Here is a 20,497-nt window from a genome sequence, read left to right as displayed (position 1 = left end):
TGTTGTTTTTTAAAACTTTATTTATACAGCCAAGCTTAAACTCATAATCATATTTTCCTCTTTTTTCCATAAAAATGCCCCCAAATAGTGTCTAACTTTTTGGGGGCAGTTCAACTTATCGGGTTTTCTTTTTTTTTTCACAATTGACGCAACCTTTTCTAAATACCTTCATCTTTATAATAACTAGGTTAAAATCTTGAAGGTTATTTTGCCATGAAGTAACCGATTTTGCAGATTTTATTATAGAATTAGGTTGATTTAGGTTGGTTGTTTTTGATCAAATCCGTTAGCTTTTATATCTAACGGATTTTTTATCCTCTAAAAGAACACTTTTTTTACGCAACCTTTTGATTATTAAACCATCTAAATAGTAGTAACTAACCTGAGTTCGAAAAAACGCTTTATTATAAACTATAAATGTTTTAGAAATGAAAGAAAAAATGGAACTGTTATTCAACAAAAACCGCAAAAAAACAAAAAGAACTTTAAGAATAGTGATGCGATTTATTTCTCAAAAAATAATTCACCGTTAAATTCTTGAGATATCAAAAAACAACTTTTAATCAAAAAAAATCCGTTAGCTTTTTAAGTCTAACGGTTTTTTTTATTTTAAATCTTCCTTTTTAAAAACAAGTAACTGTTTGTAAATCAATTGTCTTACTTGATCTCGAAGATCTTTTCTGTTTTCGCTGCTCAAATCCTTGGTAGCTATAAATGGTAAAACCTTAACCCGCATTTTTCCTGGACTTCCACTCATAAACGTATACGAAAAACGTTCTTTATTATCTGCAAAAACCACAGGAACGATCGGTATTTGATGCTCAATTGCGAGACGAAAAGCACCGTCTTTAAACTCATCCAACAAAATAGTTTCGTCATCCGGAACTCCTCCCTCAGGAAAAATACAAATGCTTAAGCCTTGATTTAAGCGACTTTGTGCTCGCTTAAAAACTTCATTTTTACTTTTTGAAGAATTTCGATCGACCAAAATACAGGTTCTTTTGTAGAAAAATCCAAAAAGAGGGATCTTAGAAAGTTCTTTTTTTCCCACAAAAACAAATGGATTTTTTACCAGCACCAACATCAGCATAATATCTGTCATAGAGGTATGATTGGCCACTATCATATAACTTTTCCCTCTTTCTAACCTTTCATCACGGTCGATTTTATAATAAAAACCCATTCCGAAAAGGATGATTTTTGCCCAGATTCTGGCCATTCTAAAGAAATATGGGTAACCGCTTTCGGTGATAATCGAGGCCAATAAAAATGGCAGCATTAGCAATATCGGGATGGCCATTAAGACGTAAAACCAAATGCGCCAGATAATCCAAAAAATAATTTTAATTCCTTTCATGGATTCAAATGTAAGAAAACAGAAATGAATTTAGAATTTTCGAACCTTAGAATTTACAAAATTTAAAATTCTGAAGGAATAAAAGTTTAAAAACACTAAGAAATTTGCGGAAAACTTCACGAACTTTGTGGTCAAGAAAAAACTAAACGTAGCAGATTTTGTAAAAAAGTTTGCAATCTTTGCGGTTAAGAAAAAAACGAGAATGGCAAAAATACTTACTGGTGTCCAGAGTACTGGCACGCCACACTTAGGCAATCTATTGGGCGCAATTATCCCTGCAATTGAATTATCGAATAATCCGGCAAACGAATCTTATTTGTTTATCGCTGATTTGCATTCGATTACGCAAATAAAAGACGGTAAAACATTACGCGAAAACACCTATAGTACGGCAGCGGCCTGGCTGGCTTGCGGATTAAATGCTGACAAAGTTACTTTTTACAGACAATCTGATGTAGTTCAAACTACCGAATTGACTTGGTATTTGAGCTGTTTTTTTCCGTTTCAACGACTGACTTTGGCACATTCCTTCAAAGATAAATCTGACCGTCTGGACGATGTCAATGCGGGGCTTTTTACCTACCCGATGTTGATGGCCGCAGATATTTTGTTGTATGATGCAGAATTCGTTCCCGTTGGAAAAGACCAATTGCAGCATTTAGAAATCACTCGTGATGTCGCTTCGCGATTCAATCACCAAATGGGCGAAACATTTGTAATTCCTGAAGCTAAAATTCAAGAAGACAGTATGTTAATTCCTGGTACAAACGGTGGAAAAATGAGTAAATCGGCCAATAATATTATCAATATTTTTCTGGATGACAAAGCGTTACGCAAACAAGTGATGAGTATCGAAACCGATAGTACACCACTTGAAGAACCAAAAAATCCGGACACTTGCAATGCTTTTGCTATTTACTCGCTTTTGGCAAATGAAACTCAAATTGCAACTATGAGAGCCAATTATTTGGGCGGAAATTACGGTTACGGTCACGCCAAACAAGCTTTGTTTGAACTGATTACAGAAACTTTTAAAACCGAAAGAGAAAAATACAACTACTACATCAATAACCTTGAAGAAGTTGACGCACTTTTGAAAAAAGGTGCCGAAAAAGCCTCTGCTGTTGCGACAGAAGTTTTAGACAGAGTTCGTGAGAAATTAGGGTTTGGAAAATAACAAAGCATAAGCAAACCTAATAGGCTTTAAAAACCTGTTAGGTTTGTTGTTTAAAATTTCTATTCATAATTCCATTTTCAAAAGCTATTTTAAAAATTGAGAAAATTATTCACCAAATATCTTTTTCTTCTCTTAATAATCCTTTTTGGATTTGGCTTTATATTGGCCTCTTTATTTGGTGATGAGCAATCTTTCGCAATAAATAAAACTGTTGGCTTTGCATACGATATTTCACATCAGATAATTATCACGGCTCTAGTTTTTGCTTTTTCCCAAATTCTCTTTATCATTGGATATTTGATCCTTTTTCTCCTTCGTCGAAAGACAAATTATTTTGTTTCAATTGCTCATTTTGAAATTATCATACTGAGCCTCTCTTTAATGTATTTCGAAAATTTTATTGTGAATATGACTTTATGTGTGATCTCAATAATTTTATTTTTTATAAATATTTTCAATTCTAAATTGCCTCAAACAACTTCCCTGGCAAAGGACGAATCACACCTTTAAGCTCCATATTCAGCAGCATTCCTGAGATTTTAAAAATTGGGAAATCACATTGGAGCGCGATACTATCCAGTAATTCTTTGCCGTTTTTTATCAGAAAATCATATATTTTTTGTTCCTCTGGTTCAAGAGTTACAAACAACTGTTTCTGAATGGGTTTCGTCTTTTTTTCGATATCCCAATTGAGAATATAAATCAGATCGGCAGCGCTTGTGAGCACATTTGCTTTCTGGATTTTTATTAAATTATTACAGCCCTGACTGTACTTGTCGGTAACGCGACCTGGCACTGCAAAAACATCTCGATTATAGTCATTGGCCAGATTGGCCGTAATGAGCGAACCTCCTTTATCAGCAGATTCTATCACAATTGTGGCTTCGGACATTCCGGCAACAATGCGGTTTCTGCGTACAAAATTTTCTTTATCAGGATTGGTCGAACTCCAAAACTCAGTAATAAATCCGCCGTTTTCCTCTATTTTAGCCATGTATTTTTTATGGTTTTTTGGATAAATTTGGTTCAAACCGTGGGCTAAAACTCCGACGGTCTGCAAACCGTTTTCGATTGCCAACTGATGTGCCACGATATCAACTCCATACGCAAAACCACTCACAATAACAGGATCCAATGGTGCCAAATCTTCGATAAGTTTTTTGCAAAATTCCGTTCCGTACGACGTAATTTGTCGAGTGCCCACTATACTGATTATCTTTTTATTTTTTAAATCAATATTTCCAGCGGTAAAAATTAAAACGGGTGCATCGTAACAATGTTTTAAACGTTCTGGATAATGCTCGTCTTGAAAAAAAGCAACCTTTATATTATTTGATTTAATGAATGTTAGTTCGGCATTGGCTTTTTCGAAAATAGTTTTGCTCTTGAAATTTTTTAGTAAAACTGCTCCAATACCATCAATGGCCGCTATTTGCGCATTCGTGGCATTAAAAACTGCTTGTGCATTTTGAAAATGAAACAATAATTTTTTGGCCATAATATCTCCAACACCTTCGACACGAAGCAAAGCCAATAAATAAAATAATTCCTGATCAGACATAAAAATTGAAATGTTTTGTCCTTTTATTAGAAAAAAAATGCTTTCTATAAAAAAATAATAAGGTGCAAAATAGTAAATTTAAAGTTAATTCGTGTTAAAAATAAAGATAAAAGACAATTTACTTAAATTACACTAAAAAAGGAATTACACTAATTACTTATAAATAAGTGTTTTAAGTCGATTGTACGATTGTTAATAAAAATTGTGAATAAAATCTTGATAACTATATTCGTTGCATAACTTTGTTACTATGAAAATTGAAATTTATATAGCACAGTTATTGTATCGTTATCAGTGTGTAACGGTTCCAGGATTCGGAGCATTTTTGACAGAAATGCAGTCGTCTCAGCTAAATCAGTCAACAAATACGTTTTCTCCGCCTAAAAAAATGATTTCGTTTAATAGCAAGATCAAAAACAACGATGGTCTGCTGGCAAATCATATTGCTCAAACTGAAAAAACATCTTACGGCTTTGCTGTAAGTGCTATTGCTTTTGAAGTTTTGAACTGGAAAAAAGCACTTGAAGAACAAGAGGTTTTAACTATAAAAAATATTGGCCAAATTCGTTTAAACGCAGATAAAAACCTAGTGTTTACTCCAAATGACCAAAACAATTACCAAACAAGTTCTTTTGGTTTGAGTCCGTTTGTTTCTCCTCTTGTAAAGAGGGAAATTTTTGAGAGAAAGTTAGAAAAATTAGAGCAAACGCAAAACATCGAGGAGCACGAAGAAGAGACAAGATCTTCCCGACCTTACTTAAGATATGCAGCAATTTTTATTTTAGGCCTAGGGATTACAGGAAGTATAGGATATCCTTTGTATCAAAATCAGATTGCGACGCAAACACTTATTGTAGAGAGTAAAGTGCAAAAAAAGGTAGAAAGCAAAATACAAGAAGCCACCTTTTTTATCCAGAATCCTTTACCAGCGGTAACCCTTGCTGTTGATACCGCAACAGTTGTTGTAGCTACAGAAGAAAAAATGCCGTATCACATTATTGCTGGCGCGTTTAGAAGCGAAGCCAACGCAAAAAAAGCATACAATCAACTGATAAAAGATGGTTTTCCTGCCAGAATGCTTGGTGAGAACAAACATGGTCTTTACCCGGTTTTGTACGGAAGTTATGCTACTATGGCTGAAGCCGAAAAAGCACAAAAAGAAATTCATAAAGGAGAGAATCCAGACGCATGGATTTTAGTCCAGTCTTTATAAAATATCATAAACCCTATTCTTTTTAGAATGGGGTTTTTTATTTCTATAAAAGTTAAATGTTTTAAAAATAGGAGTATCAACACATAATAGTCCTATTTTTGTTTTGAAGAATCCCCTAAAACAATAAAAAAATTAACAAATATGAAAACTACATTAAACCTTCTTTTTATTTTATTTCTGCTTACTTTCTCTCAACAAAATTTTGCACAAAGTGGTGCACAAACCGAAAATGTTGAGATTAAACTAGCTAAAGAGCAATCTAATAGGGGCTACTTAATGAATTGTACAATAATACTAATATAAAAAAGGTCGAAAAAAGAGCAAAAAAGCCAATAAAACCAACACTTTAGACCAAGACAACCCCAAAAAGGCTGAAATATTAAAATGTACTTTTTGCCACCATTAACTACCATTATACTACCGTTTAAAACACCATAAATTACCCATATAAGCAATGAACTACCATTACAGGGTAAAACTACCCACAAAACTACTATTTGCAACGCATAAAGCCATATTTACACCCACCAAAAGCCCCAATTACGAGGGCTTTTTTTATGCCCGATGATGACAAATGACAAAAACAGCTATTTAGGTAAAAAACACTATACATTATCAAATAGATTGTCAAATACATTGTCAAAAAGCATTAAAAAACAATGCTTATAAATACTATGAAACAACACATATACTACACACAAGTACCAAAAACAGTTCTATAAGTAGTGTGAAACGACACGATTTTTAAATAGTAATAAACATTAAAGTACTGAAATTTAGTTATTTAGTTTCTTTTTTAATCAGTTTAGGTGCTGGTTCAGCCACACGTGTATAAATAATGGGTTCGCTCTTGGTATATTTCATTTCCGACAACTCCTTTTCTAATGTCTTTATTTTAAACTCTAAACCCTCGATAATCTTATCTTTTGCCGCCAACAATTGGGATTGCATAGCTATTGTACCCGAATCCTCTACAACAACATCTTTTATAATCGGGCTCTTAAGCATTTCGCCCTGACCAGTGATAAGCCATTCAAGATTAATTTCTGAATAATAAGAGTAAATTATCTCGCATTTATCAGCTCCAATACTGCCTTTTTTATCTAAAAATCCATTAGAAAGTCCAGTCACTTGGTAAAATTTATACCTAGTAATACCTTTGTATTCAATAAACTGCAATATTCTATCCTGTATCATTGTAAAATAATTGAAAATTTACTCGTATATATTTGTTTTAATAGAAAATTAGCTATTATATTTGCATAACAAAATTCAAACAACAAAGTAATGAAAAAAATAAGACTGCATCCCGATTTGAAGAAACAAATTGCCAAAGAATTTGATGTTACCTACCAGACCATCAATATGAGTCTTCAGTATGTGTTTTTGTCTGACAAAGCCGAGGCCATACGCAAGAGAGCTTTGGAACTAATGCAACTAGAAATAACAACAAACACGACAATCAATGAATCAACTAATTAACATCACAGAAAACAACGGCACTAAAGTAGTTTCGGCTAGAGAATTACACATTTTTGTAGAAAGCAGGCAGGAATTTGCTTCTTGGATTAAAAACCGAATTGACAAATACGGACTAATTGAAAATGAAGACTTTGAGGTTTTTGATAATTTTATCAAAAACCCCGAAGGTGGCAGACCACTCAAAGAATATGCCTTGAAAATCGACACTGCCAAAGAACTTGCTATGGTAGAGGCAAACGACAAAGGCAAGCAAGCCCGCCGTTATTTCATAGCCATCGAGAAACAAGCCAAAACACCACAACCGGTAATGCTGGACAAAAACCACCAACACCTCACGCTATTATCGCTAATGAAGCAACAATTGCGAAAAGGCGATATGAAGGCTATTGCCCTAGAGAACGGTTTTACCTATGATGCGGTTCGGAATATTTTTTATGGTAGTTCTCGACGCCCCGAGGTTATCAAAGCGGTTTTTGAAAAAGCACTCGCAAACAAAAAAACAATAGGCGTCAATACCCAAGCTATGATTAATCAATTGAACTAATATGAAACCACTAGACTACTTCTTTGACGATGCTGTATGTACCGCCGAGACCATTGAGGAATTAAACCAACTTTTAAAAGAAAAATTATGACAACTAAAATCATCCACCACGTGAACGAAGATTTCACAACCGAAGTAATCGAAATGCACACCCTTAACGGTAGAGGCGTGACCAATATAGAATTTAGTAAACCAAAAAAATTGTAGTTATGAAACCGACAATCAATATCAATATAGATCGGATAACCGACAGCATCGAGGTGACCGGAAAAAAAGGAAAAATATCTAAAAAATTTACCGAAAAGGTATTTTGCAAGCTAAACAAAATAATAAATAGCCATTCTTTTGTTTTTCCTGCTACAGAATCAATCGATCCTCGAAATTCAAATGAATCTCTTCAAGCCAAGACAAACTTTTTTGAAGCTGCACATCAGCTTGAAGAATATTTAATACGTAATGAAAATTTAAAGGACGTCGAAATTCCTTTGACAGCTTTATTTGTAATGAAGGAATCTTTTCTTGAGACAACTCGCACCAATGAACACCATCAATCAGGTTGCAATCTAACTTATAAAGCTTGGAAATCATCTCGTAGCGGTCGGCAATCTTCTGACGATGGTTATAATTTCTAAAGACTATAGATACTGTATAAGTAACACCCATATCACTATTATTTTAAAAGGTTAGATGTTTCAAATATAGTGAAAATCCCGCCACGGTGCCGATAGCAATCGGTACGTGGTTTCGACACCACGGCGGGAACCAATTCATAACTCATAATTCAAAATTGAATATGTACGAATACCATAACAACACATTATCCATACCCGCTAAACTTCTTTACGAGGATTGGGGATTGATTACATACACAAATTATTTGAATTTATGCCATCGAGGAAAACTAGTCCGTACCAAAGAAGGACGTGGACCAGGAAACGAACCTTTCGTAAGCTTTCACGATTTGCCAGTACATCAGGGTGTAGATTTCAAGAAAGTATGTGTAGAAAATCTCAAAAACCCTAAAGATGTCATTGTGCGTAACCAACTCGAAGCCTATATACTTCCAGATGTAAAAGCAGCTCGTTTTTTTGCAGAACACCGCAAGCCAAATGGGCGTCCATTATCTGACGAAGACCAACGAGAGAAAGCCACCAATGCAATGATTTTAAACGGCATTCAAATGTTGTTTAATGGTCCTAAATTGAAGAAAAAAGCATTCGGAACTAAAAGCACAATGGTTTGGAATGAAGTAAGCATAGCCGTTAACGGTATCAATCCTAAAAGATGGACATTCTCGTTACCAGGAAACCCACGAAGATTAAAAGCGAAGTATGAAGAGTACCAAAAAAATGGTTACGAAGTATTCTTGCACAAAGGCGAAGGCCAAAAAAATGCTCAAATCATCAAAGACGAAATAGCCGATTTTCTACTTGCAAAATATTGCTTGCCAAATAAGATGTCTATTCCAGAAGTTTTAGCCGATTACGATAAAGAAGCCATCAAGCGAGGTTGGAAAGATTTGACCGAGCAGGGCATTTACAACTGGTTATATCAGCCAGAACAGGAGCGCATCTGGACATTGGCACGCCACGGATTGAGTGCCTACAACAAAAAATACAAACACACCATCACGAGAGATCGCTCGGACTGGTTTCCTAACGCTTATTGGGCGATTGACGGTACTAAACTGGATTGGATACATTACTGGGATGATTCAAGTAATAAAATGGGCGCAAAACTCAAAATTGATGTGATGTTTGATGTGTACAGCGAAAAGATAATAGGATGGGATTTATCCTTTACAGAAAGCCATATCGAACACTTCAAAGCTATCAAAATGGCAGTCAATGAGTCGCAATGTCGTCCTTATTACCTCACTTATGACCATCAAGGAGGACACAAAATGGACAGAATGCAATCGCTTTATGATTCATTGATGGCAGTTGAAGGACACGGAACGCACCACCCGAATAAAGCGAGAAACCACTCTAACCCGTCCGAACAGTTGTTTCAACGATTCCAACAGCAAGTAATTACCAAATTTTGGTTTTCTGACGGTCAAGGAGTAACGGTAAGGCGTGATGACAACAAGATGAACGTTGATTTTATCCTCGAAAATAAAGATCATTTGAAAACCGTAGAGGAATTGCAAAAAGCGTGGCAAGCGGCTGTCAATATCTGGAACTCTAAACAACATCCCAAATTTGAAGCTTCACGAAACGAAGTCTATCAACATCAAATGCCAATGCAAGAACCGCTAACGCTCTGGGATATTATGGATAAAATGTGGATCGAGGAAACCAAACGCCTAGTAACATACAAATCAAGCGGAATGTATCTAAAAATTGGAGGCGAAGATTACGAGTTTGAAGTTTATGACAAAACGGGAGCGGTTGACCTTGATTTTAGATACAAAAACATCGGCAAAAAATTTAAAGTCCGCTATGATCCTGATTTTCTCGATGGTTATGTTCAACTCTATGACAAGGACGAAAAAGGAAATTTTGTTTGGGTGGCCAATGCAGAACCGAAACGGAAACATCAAAACATACCTGCCTTGATGAAAGAAGGACAAAAAGAAAGTTGGCACGCTGATATGCAAGTTCGAAAATTAGAACTGGAACGCACACAGCGAGAACTCAAAGCCCTAGAAGACAGAACAGGAATAAACCGCCAGTCATTGATAGAAGATACCGACCTAATGATAAAAATGGGCGGAAATATGACCAAAGTAGAGCAATTAATAACCGAAGCCGTAAATCAAGAGTACGATTTTTAACCTAAAAAACCAACAATGACCACAGAACAAAAACATCAGATAGTAAAAGAAATCAAACACCTATGCGCATTGACTTCGCAAAACAAAGTCGCTACCAAAGCAGGTGTATCATCGGCAACGATTAGCCAAATGATAAACGAGAATTGGGCATTGATTAAAGACGAAATGTGGAGGAAAGTAAAAGTGAAGCTTCGCATTGAGTTGGATTGGAAAACCGCCCAAACCACCAATCTGGAATACATCTATCGCCACGCCGAAAAAGCTAAAGAAAAATCAATCAGTTTCGGGATTTCGTACGATGCTGGAGCAGGAAAAAGCCAAACCTACAAGTTAATCGCCAGCACATTGCCGAATGTGATTTACATAGAATGTAAAACCTTCTGGAAGTCAAAAAGTTATGCCAAAGCCTTGGTTACAGCCTGCGGATTAGACGATTTCGGAACTACCGAGGATTTAGTGGAGCGTTTCATAGATCATTTGAGTGGATTGGATAAACCGCTAGTAATCATTGACCAAATGGACAAACTGAAAGACGGCTCAATGGATTTCTTTATTGACTTCTACAATGATCTAGTGGGGCATTGTGGTTTTTTACTCTCAGGAGTTCCTGCACTCGAAAAAAGAATCAAGCGAGGCGTTAAAGCTGATCGTTCAGGATATTTTGAATTATGGTCCCGAATAGGTCGAAAGTTTTTAAAACTGAAACCACTAGTACTGGATGATGTTGCCAAAATCTGCCAAGAAAACGGCTTGCAGGATTCCGAAAGAATTGAAATCATATACAGCAACTGCGAGGGCGATTTAAGGCGAGTAAAACAAGATGTCGAGAGTTATTTCCTAAATCATAAAAAAGTGGCTTAAAAATGCAAAAAGTACCCAGAGCCTACAGTTATGAAGACATTGAGAAAATTAAGTTTAAAACCATCAAAACAGCAGACGAATGGAAATCACATTTAGGCGAACCGCAATTAGGCAATAGTCATTGGTTAGTTTTTGGAGGTTCGGGTCACGGCAAGACCTCTTATGTTTTGCAAGCGGTAAAGCAGATGTGTCAACAAGGTCAAAAAGTACATTACAACACTTCGGAAGAGGGAATGAAAAAAGGGTTTCAAATGGCTTTAAAACGAAACAATATGAAAGGTGTTTCTGGATTCAATTATCATCAAGAATTGGTACCACAATTAACAGCTAGATTAAGCCAAAAACGCCAAGCCAAAATAGTAGTCATTGATTCCGTTCAATACTTTTTTAGGAAAATGCGAAGCGAGCATTATTTTGAATTCATAAGCCAGTTCAAGGACACGACCTTTATTTGGATTTCGGCAGCCGATGGAGACAAGCTTAAAGGAGCAATAGCCGACGATATTAAGTTTGATGCAGACATAGTAGTAAAAGTAGAGAATTACAATGCCGAAATTATTAAAAACCGATTTGAAGCCTATGAATCCCGAGTAATATGGCAGGAGGGATATAGCCAAAAAATGTCTAAAATTTTACAAAAAGGATAACAAAAAACAACAGATATGAAAACAACAACACAAAACCAAATTCAAGACTACCTGCAATGGTCAACAGAAGAATACGAAGACCGCCTATTGCTGGCTATTATGAAATGGTGCGAACATTACGGTCAATACCCGAGTGTAGTACAACAGCTGTTGGCAAATTCCAGCATCAACAAGTGGTTTATGATGGAGTATGGCAAATGTGAGCTTCACTTTTTGAAAATTGTCAATGTAATCCCACCACAACCCGACCACCTGTTAGCACATTACAAAGCTTGCACCGCCCAGATGATGATTAGGTAACCTAAAGCATTGCTAGAGAAAATTAAGCGAAACAAGGAATTTTCTAACCTATTAGTAACCCACACGCCCGTGTATTATTTCAACTAAATGAAAATTCGCGAAAAAATCCAAAACCAGCGAGAGCAAGACTTACTTTCTGTGCTCGAATACTGTTCGGAACAAGAAAAATGGGGACGTTCCGCCGTGTTCTCGGTTTACGAAAGGATGTTGATTAATCAGGAGCGAGGTTCCCTACTCTCACAGTCGAACAATGACACGCCCGAAGCCGAAAAGCGATACTACCAAGTATCGGAAAAAATAGAAAAAAGAATAGCCTTCACACTAACAAAAATTAAAAACAACGAAGAATTATGAACACAGAAACTCAAGAATTACCAGTAAAGCCAATCACCGCATTTACAGCCGCCGAATTAAAAGAACAATTGGCAAAATTAGAATCCAAAAAAGACCAAGACCGTGATGCCTACAAAGCATTAGTACTCGAAACTGTGCCCAAAGCAATGTTTCAACTCTGTGCTGCCTCGGAAGTAATCAGTGCCGCCAAAACCGCTACTTTCAAATATTTCGAGGATATTTTGGACTTGAAAAACCAAGTCTATGGCCTGAAAGAAAAACAGCAGTCACACACCTTTTCAACCGATAAGGAAGAAATTCAAATCGGGTATAGAATCAACGAAGGCTGGGATGATACCGTAACGGCTGGAATTCAGAAAGTCGAAAACTACTTATCGTCATTGTCAAAAAACGAGGAAACCGCCACTTTAGTGTCAATGCTTTTTAATATGCTCAAAAAAGATGCAAAAGGCAATTTGAAAGGCTCACGGGTTCTGGAGCTGCAAAAAGCCGCTGCCGATTCTAAAGACGAGGAATTTATAGATGGCGTGGCAATCATTGCCGCTAGTTACAAGCCTGTCCGTTCGTCGTGGTTTATCGAAGCCGCTTTAATTAATGAAGATGGTTCTAAAACACCTGTACCGTTGTCTATGTCGTCTGTTGGTTTTTCTGCCAATTATAAGTTTGATTTTTTTAGCGAAAAAATACCAACCGATGCAGTCGAGTAACGGAATTATAGTACTGCTGGTAATCTTACTGGCTGTACTCAACGGAAAAGACATAGCCACTTACATTGAGTGGCTTAGGTTCAAGATTAGAACTTTTTTTAAACAAATGCAAGACTATGAACATAACGATACTGCCCCTCGAGGATCACAAAAGGTATAACGTAAACGGCCACACGGTGTATAAAGACCAAAACGGACGTTGGGAAAGCAAAACCGGAATGTCCACAATGGAATGGAACGCTTTTCGAAATTACGAGAATACGGTCATCAATAACCCGAGATTCAAAAAACACACCAAGTCAACTTTTAAAACGAAGTAAAGTGACTGTGCTAGTAATTTATGAAAAATGGATTTGCGCACCACACGCACTTCTGAATGACTATTTAGAAAAACGTTCAGAAATAGTTGAAGTTGCAAAACTCATCGATTTGAACGAAAAGTATAGTCGGATTCTTGATGTTAAAATTTTAGAAAAATAAGGTTAGTTAATTTGGTTTCCCGTGTGAAAATGGCTTTTGCGAGTTCGAATCTCGTCACGGGAGCAATATTAAACAAATACGTAATAATAGCGATTATTACACAATAAAGGAATATTAACAAAAATAAACAAAATGGAAGATTATTATAACACAAAAAGACTTGCGCTAATTCTAGCCGTTCAGGCAGAAATAGAAGGAATGAAATCCGCTAATGAAGATAGAAAACAGCAAAACCATACTATGGCTCATCCTAGTGAAGATTTTCAAGAAAAAGCGATGGATTTGAGAAATTTAGCTTATGCACATAACGAATCTTTATAAGCGAAGAGATGACAAAAACTAAAACAAAACCACCCGTAATCTACGGCGACGATTTGCCTATTACAACCCATCAAATCAATACCATAAACCGTAATTGTCAATGGAATGTCGGTATGAAAGAGGAGTGGGTGCAATGGGTAACTGGCGATGTGAACCGCACGAGTTTGAAAAGTTTGACACAAGCACAAGCCGTCAAGGTTATCAGGCAACAAACAGGAGAACCCCACCCCCAACCCCTCCCCAAAGGAGAGGGGAGCGATAACTGGGGCTATTTTGACAGTAAAAACCGTCAACACCTTACCCTGCTAGCTTATATGCGAACAGCGCAATGGACGACTGAAAATGGCAAACACGGCGAAGTTGCCGACATAGAACGACTGAGCGACTTTTTGAAAAGTGACAAATCACCAATAAACAAGCCACTCAAAAATATGGAACCGTGGGAGGTTTCAAAAATTATCGAAGCATTTAAAGGAATTGTTAAATCAAAATACAAATAATTATGTTAGAAAATATAGTAATAGCAGTGTTCGGACTGATGCTTCTTAGCGCATGTTTTTTTATCGGTCTTTTTGTTGGCGTTGGCAGTGCATTAGATATTATTGACGCAGATCATCAACGGGAAAATGACCTTGATAGTTTTGAGCGGACTACGTCATTAATGGAAACTCGTAGCATCATCGAGGTTTGTCTGCACGACATTGCCGAAATTAGAACCATATCCGTCGAATGCGGATGCGAAACCACTCAATTAGTTTGTGCCGAATGTGGCAAAGAACTTGAACCACCAAAAACCGAATGTTAAGATGAAAATAATCATAAAAACCAACGCTGACGGACTTCAAGCCGTAAATAAATTACTGGCTACATTAGAATATTACGGTATGACCACCAGCGAGCAATTAACGCTAAAAAGCATTGCCCGGGATGTAGCTCTAAAGTTTGAAAAAAAGTGGGAAACGGCCCGGGACAATCAAACGCTTTTTGATGTCAAAAAAAAGTACAGCATTGCCCTAAAATATCACGAAGCTTATGCGCCCGAAAAATTGATAATGACACTAATCGGCACTTGCGACGATGTTCGATCCAAAACTGCACTTAATAAAATAAAGGATTTTATCAATCAAAAAATGGTCTAAAATGCCCAGAAACAAAAAACAAATCAATCCGCTGACAAAGAGAGAAACCATATTCCAGACGGAAACTCGTTTAAAAAAGGAAGCCATCGAAATAGTTCAAAATCACACTCACACCAAACCCATTAAATACCTGTTGAAAAGATGAAATCAACGATTCACGAAAACCAAAGTTTAAATAAAAGTATGAGTAAAAAAATATACATCGCTGGCAAAATCACCAACGAACCATTTCACCACGTAGTAATCAAATTCAAAGAAGCGCAAACCACCATCGAAAAGCTAGGCTTTGAAGTGGTCAATCCCATAGTAGTCGTCAACAACTCCACCGAACCTTGGGAAAGTGCAATGAAAACCTGTTTAAAAGCAATGCTCGATTGCGATGGAATAGTAATCCTACCCTGTTGGCAATTGAGCCGTGGCGCACAAATAGAACGCCAATTGGCTGAGGATTTGGATATGATGATTTTTAATTATGATTCTTTTGGTTTAAAAGTTTTAAAAGCAAGATTATGCAACAACTCACAACCACTTATACAGTAAAAATAGAATGTGGCGATATATGGCAGTTTAAATATAATTTAAACGGTGTTTTAATCCATTTTAATGTCCTCGCTGGCGACTTGAATGAGAGACATTCCGACTGGTTGTACATCAAAGGAAAATTTCCTTATCTCGAAGCTCATATAAAAAAATGGCAAAACGACCTGAAACAATTGACTATTGAAGTTGGCGAAGCCGATTTTAGTTTCGAAAGCCTGTGGAATATGTACGGCAATAAGGTATCGAAATTCGATGCCGAAAAGACCTTTAAAAAGTTATCCAAAGCCGATCAGATCAAATGTTTCCTTGAAGTGCCACATTATTTGGAGTATTTAAAGAAAAACCCGGGCATTGCTAAATTACACCTCGCCACCTACATCAATAAAAGAAGATTTGAAGATGAACGCCCACAAGTAGTAATGAAAGTCGGGAAAGTATTTAATCCTGTTTTGAAAGATTTAGCAGGTAAATTGACAAATAAGTAACGGACTAAAAACATCAAAAAAAATGCTTACAGAAATCACTCAACAATTATCAAAAATTGGAATTGTTCAAGTAATTAAAAACGATTTTGTTTTTTTTCTTTTTATGACAAAAGACAAACAAGATTTATCATCCAATCAAATACCTTTCCAGGTTTTAGAAATTTGTTCAAATTATTTAGGTTATGAAAAGCCTATGATTGAAATAATGAAAAATGAAGAAAATTATTTGATTTTAATTTTAAAACCGAAATCTTTAGCGACTCCAACCGCATAGCAGATAACGTTTTGCAGCCTTGTCCTGCCGCTATGCGGTTGCGTAGATTCGGCGGTAGTTCAAGACTGCTGTTGTAGGCTGGTGTGGGTAATTAAAAAAAACGAACTTATGAAAATAGAACAAATAATATACGATACGACTAGAGATGTATTAAACTTAGACGACAAATTAAGTATTGCAACATTGTTTTTGTTTTGCGAAAAACTAGGAAGCAAAAGGCTTTCGGAATTACTTTATTGTGATTGTCTTGAGACTTTTATTGGTGATTTTCAGGATGAATATAAATCATTTGATGTTGATTTTACGATTAGGTTAGAAAAAAGAGAGGTAAAAGATGCTTTTTTTAAAACCTTAGACAAATACAAAGAAAAAAATGACTCAAATGGATTTTTAAAAGCAATCTACGAAAAGGACCCTTTCGCTTTAGTTATTTGTGAAATTATAGATTATAGATTTGATAAAATAGAATTAAAAAAATTTACAAATAATTTATCCAAACAGTTGATTTTGGATTTTGAAAACGAAATGTAGCACTTGCCTATAACTAAAGGCTTGGCGATCGTTTTAATGTCGCCAAACCAACGTTATACTAAAAACAAACAAAATGGAAAATACAAAATATGCGGCTATGAAAATAAGGCAAAAAGTAAGTAGCCTTAATTCGGAATTATTAGAACTGAATTTTACAATAGATCAGATTATTGAATTTTGGAAAGAATCTTTAGCGGAAGCAAGTATTAAAATTAATTAATAAAAACAACTATGATTTTAGGATTTAGCACAAAAATAAAAGACAAGCCTACTTATTTTGTAGAGAAAATTGACCGTGGTTTAATTCAAGAAGGATTACCCCTTTTATCGATTGATAAAGATAAAAGCAGTTATGCTTATGATATTGGCAAACTCGAAGAATGTTTCCCCAAAATCCACACCATTCGTGAAGACAAAAATGATCGCTGGAAAAAAGGTAATAAGATTGATTTTTTTATTAATGTGCGTCAAAAAAATATGTTTCGATTTGCCCCAGTTCTGCCAGTGGTCAGTACTCAAAAAGTTATGATTGTATGGTATGATCTGTTTGGAAAGCTAATGGTAAGAGTTTTTATTGACGGTAAAAGTTTTGCAACGGTTAAGTTTGCCGATAAGTTAATCATAACAGGCAATATCCTAGAACTCGCCCAAAACGATGGCTTCGATACCGTTGCCGAATTCTTTGAGTACTTCAACGAAGATTTCAAAGGAAAAATAATTCATTGGACGGATAAACAATATTGACCAAACAATACAATAGCAATATAAACAACTGCCATAGCAGCTGCATATAAAAATAAAATACCCATTTCTTTAAAAAACTCCTTCATAATTCAAAAGTATTAAAATAATTTGTATGTTTGTCGTGACAAATCACTTTAGGAGCAATCCTAGAAAAAAAATTTAACGATAAGAGTTCGCACAAGGTGCTTAGTTCAGAAATGACTATAATTCCTCTCCTAGAGTGGTTTGTCACACCTGACGGCGAACTCGCATACAATCTAAATGACAAATAAGATGAATGCAACAAAAACAACATTGGTTGAAGTGATGGAATTTCACGGTCACCAAATCGCCTTTGAAGAAATCAACGGCAAAATGATGGTCAATGCCACACAGATGGCGAAACCGTTTGGTAGAGCAAAAAAACCAGATAACTGGCTTAGAACACAGCAAGCCAAAGACTTAGTAAATGTGGTTTCCGTTTCTCATATATGCGCCACGGCTGATTTACAAGTGATTAGGCAAGGAGGGGTAAATCAAGGTACTTTTTTTCAAGAAGATGTGGCTTTGTTTTTCGCTCAATGGTTAAGTCCAGAGTTTTATTTGGCTTGTAATAGGAAGTTAAAAGAACTTTTAACCAAGCAAGCATTAATACTTCCCGCAAAAAATGGTGTTACACCAATGATTTGCGAACAGCAGTTTCTTTACAACTACAATGAATCCTTACTTTCTATGGGTGCAAGCATCAAAGGAAGTACAAGTAAACGAAAATCGAAGTTTCCAGAACATTTCTTTAAAATTTATGGTCGCAACTTCATAACAGCTCAATACTTTGACTTACTTCAAGGTTATTACAACTACAAAAATGCTACTAACCAATTATCTCTAGCGTTATGAAAAAAGTAATCATTAAAAAAGGCAAGTTGTGTTATAGATACACCGCCTCTGAATTAGTTAAGGTGTTGGTATTAGTAAATAAAATTGATGACAACGAATTGCGTTTAAGTTTAATCTCTAAATTAGGCGTGCAATGATACGATATAACCTTCCTGAAGACGAAGATAATTCTAAAGAGAATATTAATGATTATAAACGAAAAATCAATCATTTAAGCGAAATGCTTGATATGAAAGAATCTATCTCAAAATTGAGAGAAAAGCACGTCGAAAGGCTAGAACACCAGCTTAAAGATATGTCTAGAGAAAAGTTTATTTTTGTAAACTAAAAATAATCAAAACCCACTCCTTAAAAGTGGGTTTTTTTTGTCTATCAATTCGTGTTGCACAATAGATAAAAACTATTTACTTTTGCTTATATGTCTATCACTCTTAACCGTTCCCTTGGTGTTCAACGCAATAAGCTGTTACGTTACAAGCTTATCAAAGAACTATACCAAAAACACAAGACCGAAGATATTCCTACAACCGTAGTTTGGCGCAAATACATTTGTCCAATTTACCCAATTTCAAGAACTACTCTTTATGAAGTGCTTTGCACTCCAGTAACATCGGAACTCAAAAAAATTGAGGACGCTATTGCTATTCAAATGAGATTGTTTTAAACATTAGTCATTCCAATAGTATAAGTCACTTCATACTCTTGAATTCCATCATCCCGTTTTACTTTTCGCATATTGGTGCGCATCATAGCACCTGCGGAACCACCAACGGCTACACCGTGTAATTTTCCGTGAACACTTTCTACAATATCCCAAATAGACCACGCTTTGTCTTTTTGAGGCTGTGGAGCTCGTGCGCTGGTGTTAGTCAGTTTCAGGTTAGCAATACTCAAGACAATCGTACCCGTTGCCATTTGGCGGTTTTGTGGTGTGGCGGTTCTGTCCTTGCCAATGTCACTAAATTGGAGGTTTCCAATATCAATCAACACCAGGGGAAACTGCGTGGGAGGATTTGGACTATAATCGTCCAATTGTCCCCAATCTTCGTCCACATAACGAAGTGCTGGAATAGTGGATAGAATAGTTTGAATACTTTGTAAAACTGCCTTGCTCATCGTTTTAATTTATTAAAAATTGTTTTTTCGAGTTCCTTCATATTCAAATCGACAACGTGTTCAATGCGTTGCCTTACTTGCGGATGGTCGCCAATGAATTGACGTTGTTTGATTTTCATTTTGGCACCTACTTTTTGTAGGGCTAAATTTTTCCATATTTGGGCTTCCTGTGATAGCCTTACATTTCTGTCGCTTTTGGTTTTGGTCACAGCTCCAGAACTTTTGTAGAACATCGCCCAAAAAAAGCGTTTCATTTTTTCGGTTACAATCACTTCCCCACCTTCATTTTGCAAGCTCGCATACGGCAAGGAACTAGACCAACTAATGCCGTTGTTGGTTTCTCGTGCCTTAATAGAACGGCGCAATTTGCCTGAGCGCATCATCACACTACCTTTGTGGTTGGGAATACTGGTGTTAGGCCACGGTTTGTCAAAAAAGGCTTTGCGCTCAAAGTTCTTGTCAAACTCGTCGGTTAAGTCCACTCGAATGTCTTGGAGAATATTTTTTATAAAGTCTTGCATATCAAAAAGTTTTGTATATTTGCAGTGTAAACGCTTTAAAATTATATCCGCGATCGCAGTGGTTCCCTGATTTTGGAGCGTTTATTTTTTGTTGAATAGAATAGCATACGGTTGTTCGTAGCCGTTTTTCATTACTTCCATATTGATTTCAACATCTATATCATTCCATTTTGATTGATAGTAATTATAACTTTCTACACCTCTTGCTACTTTAGCGCCATAATTTTTCGGGTCTTTGTTCTCTAATGCCCTGCTTTCGGTAAATTTAGAGTTGGATATGATTTTTTCAATATCTCGAACCGCCTCTTTGTCATTTACATTTGAAATGTGTTTTACAAGACTTTCAATATTAGATCGTGAAAAAATCGCTAGGTCATTCAAGCGGTTTTCTTACTTTTGAAAATTAATATAAAATGATAAAAATGAAAAAAATACTATTATTACTTAGCTTTATATTACTGAGTTGTGGTCATTCCATACCAAATGAG

Annotated in this window: 32 protein-coding genes; 26 read left to right on the top strand and 6 right to left on the bottom strand. The window is 36.0% G+C overall.

Annotated features, from left to right (window positions below):
• Positions 1–604: 604 nt before the first annotated feature.
• Positions 605–1,357, bottom strand: a complete 753-nt coding sequence (locus J3495_RS18140; protein ID WP_210668260.1) for a lysophospholipid acyltransferase family protein — start codon at positions 1,355–1,357, stop codon at positions 605–607.
• Positions 1,358–1,559: 202 nt separating this feature from the next.
• Here J3495_RS18140 and trpS point away from each other — a divergent pair, with 202 nt between their 5' ends.
• On the top strand, positions 1,560–2,534 hold the full coding sequence (gene trpS, locus J3495_RS18135; protein ID WP_210668257.1) for a tryptophan--tRNA ligase: 975 nt from the start codon (positions 1,560–1,562) through the stop codon (positions 2,532–2,534).
• Positions 2,535–2,994: 460 nt separating this feature from the next.
• On the opposite strand, the gene dprA is transcribed toward trpS, so the two are convergent.
• Complete coding sequence (dprA, locus tag J3495_RS18130; RefSeq protein ID WP_210668255.1) at positions 2,995–4,095, bottom strand: DNA-processing protein DprA; 1,101 nt, start codon at positions 4,093–4,095, stop codon at positions 2,995–2,997.
• A 250-nt stretch (positions 4,096–4,345) separates the two neighbouring features.
• Here dprA and J3495_RS18125 point away from each other — a divergent pair, with 250 nt between their 5' ends.
• Together J3495_RS18125 and J3495_RS18120 are read left to right on the top strand one after the other, a co-directional pair.
• Complete coding sequence (locus J3495_RS18125; protein ID WP_210668253.1) at positions 4,346–5,308, top strand: HU domain-containing protein; 963 nt, start codon at positions 4,346–4,348, stop codon at positions 5,306–5,308.
• Positions 5,309–5,449: 141 nt separating this feature from the next.
• Positions 5,450–5,611 (top strand): hypothetical protein, encoded by a 162-nt coding sequence (locus J3495_RS18120; RefSeq protein ID WP_210668251.1) that lies wholly within the window; start codon positions 5,450–5,452, stop codon positions 5,609–5,611.
• A gap of 477 nt (positions 5,612–6,088) precedes the next feature.
• Here the strand turns inward: J3495_RS18120 and J3495_RS18115 are convergent, their stop codons facing one another.
• Positions 6,089–6,505 (bottom strand): peptidase S24, encoded by a 417-nt coding sequence (locus tag J3495_RS18115; RefSeq protein WP_210668249.1) that lies wholly within the window; start codon positions 6,503–6,505, stop codon positions 6,089–6,091.
• 90 nt (positions 6,506–6,595) lie between these two features.
• Between J3495_RS18115 and J3495_RS18110 the strand changes: the two genes are divergently transcribed.
• From J3495_RS18110 to J3495_RS18000, 23 genes are all read left to right on the top strand, one after another.
• Positions 6,596–6,790, top strand: a complete 195-nt coding sequence (locus J3495_RS18110; RefSeq protein WP_210668247.1) for a hypothetical protein — start codon at positions 6,596–6,598, stop codon at positions 6,788–6,790.
• Positions 6,774–7,334, top strand: a complete 561-nt coding sequence (locus J3495_RS18105) for an antA/AntB antirepressor family protein (protein WP_210668237.1) — start codon at positions 6,774–6,776, stop codon at positions 7,332–7,334. The genes J3495_RS18110 and J3495_RS18105 overlap by 17 nt, the downstream gene beginning before the upstream one ends.
• Before the next feature lie 209 nt (positions 7,335–7,543).
• A complete protein-coding gene (locus J3495_RS18100) occupies positions 7,544–7,966 on the top strand; it encodes a hypothetical protein (RefSeq protein WP_210668235.1) in 423 nt (140 codons plus the stop codon).
• A 161-nt stretch (positions 7,967–8,127) separates the two neighbouring features.
• The gene (locus J3495_RS18095; RefSeq protein WP_210668233.1) at positions 8,128–10,113 is read left to right on the top strand and encodes a hypothetical protein; all 1,986 of its coding nucleotides are present in this window, start codon (positions 8,128–8,130) and stop codon (positions 10,111–10,113) included.
• Positions 10,114–10,128: 15 nt separating this feature from the next.
• Positions 10,129–10,974, top strand: coding sequence for an AAA family ATPase (locus J3495_RS18090; protein WP_210668231.1), 846 nt, complete (start codon positions 10,129–10,131; stop codon positions 10,972–10,974).
• Positions 10,975–10,976: 2 nt separating this feature from the next.
• Positions 10,977–11,621: a P-loop NTPase family protein gene (locus J3495_RS18085; RefSeq protein ID WP_210668230.1), complete on the top strand. Its 645-nt coding sequence runs from the start codon at positions 10,977–10,979 to the stop codon at positions 11,619–11,621.
• Positions 11,622–11,636: 15 nt separating this feature from the next.
• Positions 11,637–11,921, top strand: a complete 285-nt coding sequence (locus J3495_RS18080; protein WP_210668228.1) for a hypothetical protein — start codon at positions 11,637–11,639, stop codon at positions 11,919–11,921.
• Between the two features lie 87 nt (positions 11,922–12,008).
• Positions 12,009–12,275, top strand: coding sequence for a hypothetical protein (locus J3495_RS18075; protein ID WP_210668225.1), 267 nt, complete (start codon positions 12,009–12,011; stop codon positions 12,273–12,275).
• On the top strand, positions 12,272–12,982 hold the full coding sequence (locus tag J3495_RS18070; protein WP_210668223.1) for a DUF3164 family protein: 711 nt from the start codon (positions 12,272–12,274) through the stop codon (positions 12,980–12,982). The genes J3495_RS18075 and J3495_RS18070 overlap by 4 nt, the downstream gene beginning before the upstream one ends.
• A gap of 116 nt (positions 12,983–13,098) precedes the next feature.
• Entirely contained in the window at positions 13,099–13,302 is a 204-nt protein-coding gene (locus J3495_RS18065) for a hypothetical protein (RefSeq protein ID WP_210668221.1), read from the top strand.
• Position 13,303: 1 nt separating this feature from the next.
• On the top strand, positions 13,304–13,462 hold the full coding sequence (locus tag J3495_RS18060) for a hypothetical protein (protein ID WP_210668219.1): 159 nt from the start codon (positions 13,304–13,306) through the stop codon (positions 13,460–13,462).
• Positions 13,463–13,594: 132 nt separating this feature from the next.
• Positions 13,595–13,783 (top strand): hypothetical protein, encoded by a 189-nt coding sequence (locus J3495_RS18055; RefSeq protein ID WP_210668217.1) that lies wholly within the window; start codon positions 13,595–13,597, stop codon positions 13,781–13,783.
• A gap of 8 nt (positions 13,784–13,791) precedes the next feature.
• Positions 13,792–14,283 carry a hypothetical protein gene (locus tag J3495_RS18050; RefSeq protein ID WP_210668215.1) on the top strand — a complete coding sequence of 164 codons (492 nt, stop codon included), beginning with the start codon at positions 13,792–13,794 and terminating at the stop codon, positions 14,281–14,283.
• A 2-nt stretch (positions 14,284–14,285) separates the two neighbouring features.
• Positions 14,286–14,588 (top strand): hypothetical protein, encoded by a 303-nt coding sequence (locus J3495_RS18045; protein ID WP_210668214.1) that lies wholly within the window; start codon positions 14,286–14,288, stop codon positions 14,586–14,588.
• Position 14,589: 1 nt separating this feature from the next.
• A complete protein-coding gene (locus J3495_RS18040) occupies positions 14,590–14,922 on the top strand; it encodes a hypothetical protein (RefSeq protein ID WP_210668212.1) in 333 nt (110 codons plus the stop codon).
• Between the two features lie 141 nt (positions 14,923–15,063).
• Positions 15,064–15,462 carry a DUF4406 domain-containing protein gene (locus J3495_RS18035; protein ID WP_210668210.1) on the top strand — a complete coding sequence of 133 codons (399 nt, stop codon included), beginning with the start codon at positions 15,064–15,066 and terminating at the stop codon, positions 15,460–15,462.
• On the top strand, positions 15,432–15,947 hold the full coding sequence (locus J3495_RS18030; RefSeq protein ID WP_210668208.1) for a hypothetical protein: 516 nt from the start codon (positions 15,432–15,434) through the stop codon (positions 15,945–15,947). The genes J3495_RS18035 and J3495_RS18030 overlap by 31 nt, the downstream gene beginning before the upstream one ends.
• Before the next feature lie 22 nt (positions 15,948–15,969).
• On the top strand, positions 15,970–16,221 hold the full coding sequence (locus tag J3495_RS18025; RefSeq protein ID WP_210668206.1) for a hypothetical protein: 252 nt from the start codon (positions 15,970–15,972) through the stop codon (positions 16,219–16,221).
• 108 nt (positions 16,222–16,329) lie between these two features.
• Entirely contained in the window at positions 16,330–16,752 is a 423-nt protein-coding gene (locus J3495_RS18020) for a hypothetical protein (protein WP_210668204.1), read from the top strand.
• A gap of 73 nt (positions 16,753–16,825) precedes the next feature.
• Entirely contained in the window at positions 16,826–16,972 is a 147-nt protein-coding gene (locus J3495_RS18015; RefSeq protein ID WP_210668202.1) for a hypothetical protein, read from the top strand.
• 11 nt (positions 16,973–16,983) lie between these two features.
• On the top strand, positions 16,984–17,496 hold the full coding sequence (locus tag J3495_RS18010; protein ID WP_210668199.1) for a hypothetical protein: 513 nt from the start codon (positions 16,984–16,986) through the stop codon (positions 17,494–17,496).
• A gap of 273 nt (positions 17,497–17,769) precedes the next feature.
• A complete protein-coding gene (locus tag J3495_RS18005; protein WP_210668197.1) occupies positions 17,770–18,372 on the top strand; it encodes a KilA-N domain-containing protein in 603 nt (200 codons plus the stop codon).
• Positions 18,373–18,505: 133 nt separating this feature from the next.
• On the top strand, positions 18,506–18,700 hold the full coding sequence (locus J3495_RS18000) for a hypothetical protein (protein WP_210668195.1): 195 nt from the start codon (positions 18,506–18,508) through the stop codon (positions 18,698–18,700).
• A gap of 332 nt (positions 18,701–19,032) precedes the next feature.
• On the opposite strand, the gene J3495_RS19245 is transcribed toward J3495_RS18000, so the two are convergent.
• From J3495_RS19245 to J3495_RS17980, 3 genes are all read right to left on the bottom strand, one after another.
• Positions 19,033–19,287: a hypothetical protein gene (locus J3495_RS19245; RefSeq protein ID WP_236025502.1), complete on the bottom strand. Its 255-nt coding sequence runs from the start codon at positions 19,285–19,287 to the stop codon at positions 19,033–19,035.
• A gap of 197 nt (positions 19,288–19,484) precedes the next feature.
• Complete coding sequence (locus tag J3495_RS17985) at positions 19,485–20,009, bottom strand: hypothetical protein (protein WP_210668189.1); 525 nt, start codon at positions 20,007–20,009, stop codon at positions 19,485–19,487.
• Between the two features lie 81 nt (positions 20,010–20,090).
• Positions 20,091–20,390: a hypothetical protein gene (locus tag J3495_RS17980; RefSeq protein WP_210668188.1), complete on the bottom strand. Its 300-nt coding sequence runs from the start codon at positions 20,388–20,390 to the stop codon at positions 20,091–20,093.
• Positions 20,391–20,497 lie beyond the last annotated feature (107 nt).

The sequence above is a fragment of the Flavobacterium geliluteum genome (assembly GCF_017948595.1).
Lineage (GTDB): Bacteria > Bacteroidota > Bacteroidia > Flavobacteriales > Flavobacteriaceae > Flavobacterium > Flavobacterium flavipigmentatum.
The sequence above is the reverse complement of the archived record's forward strand: the minus strand, read 5'-3'. Positions and strand labels throughout refer to the sequence as shown.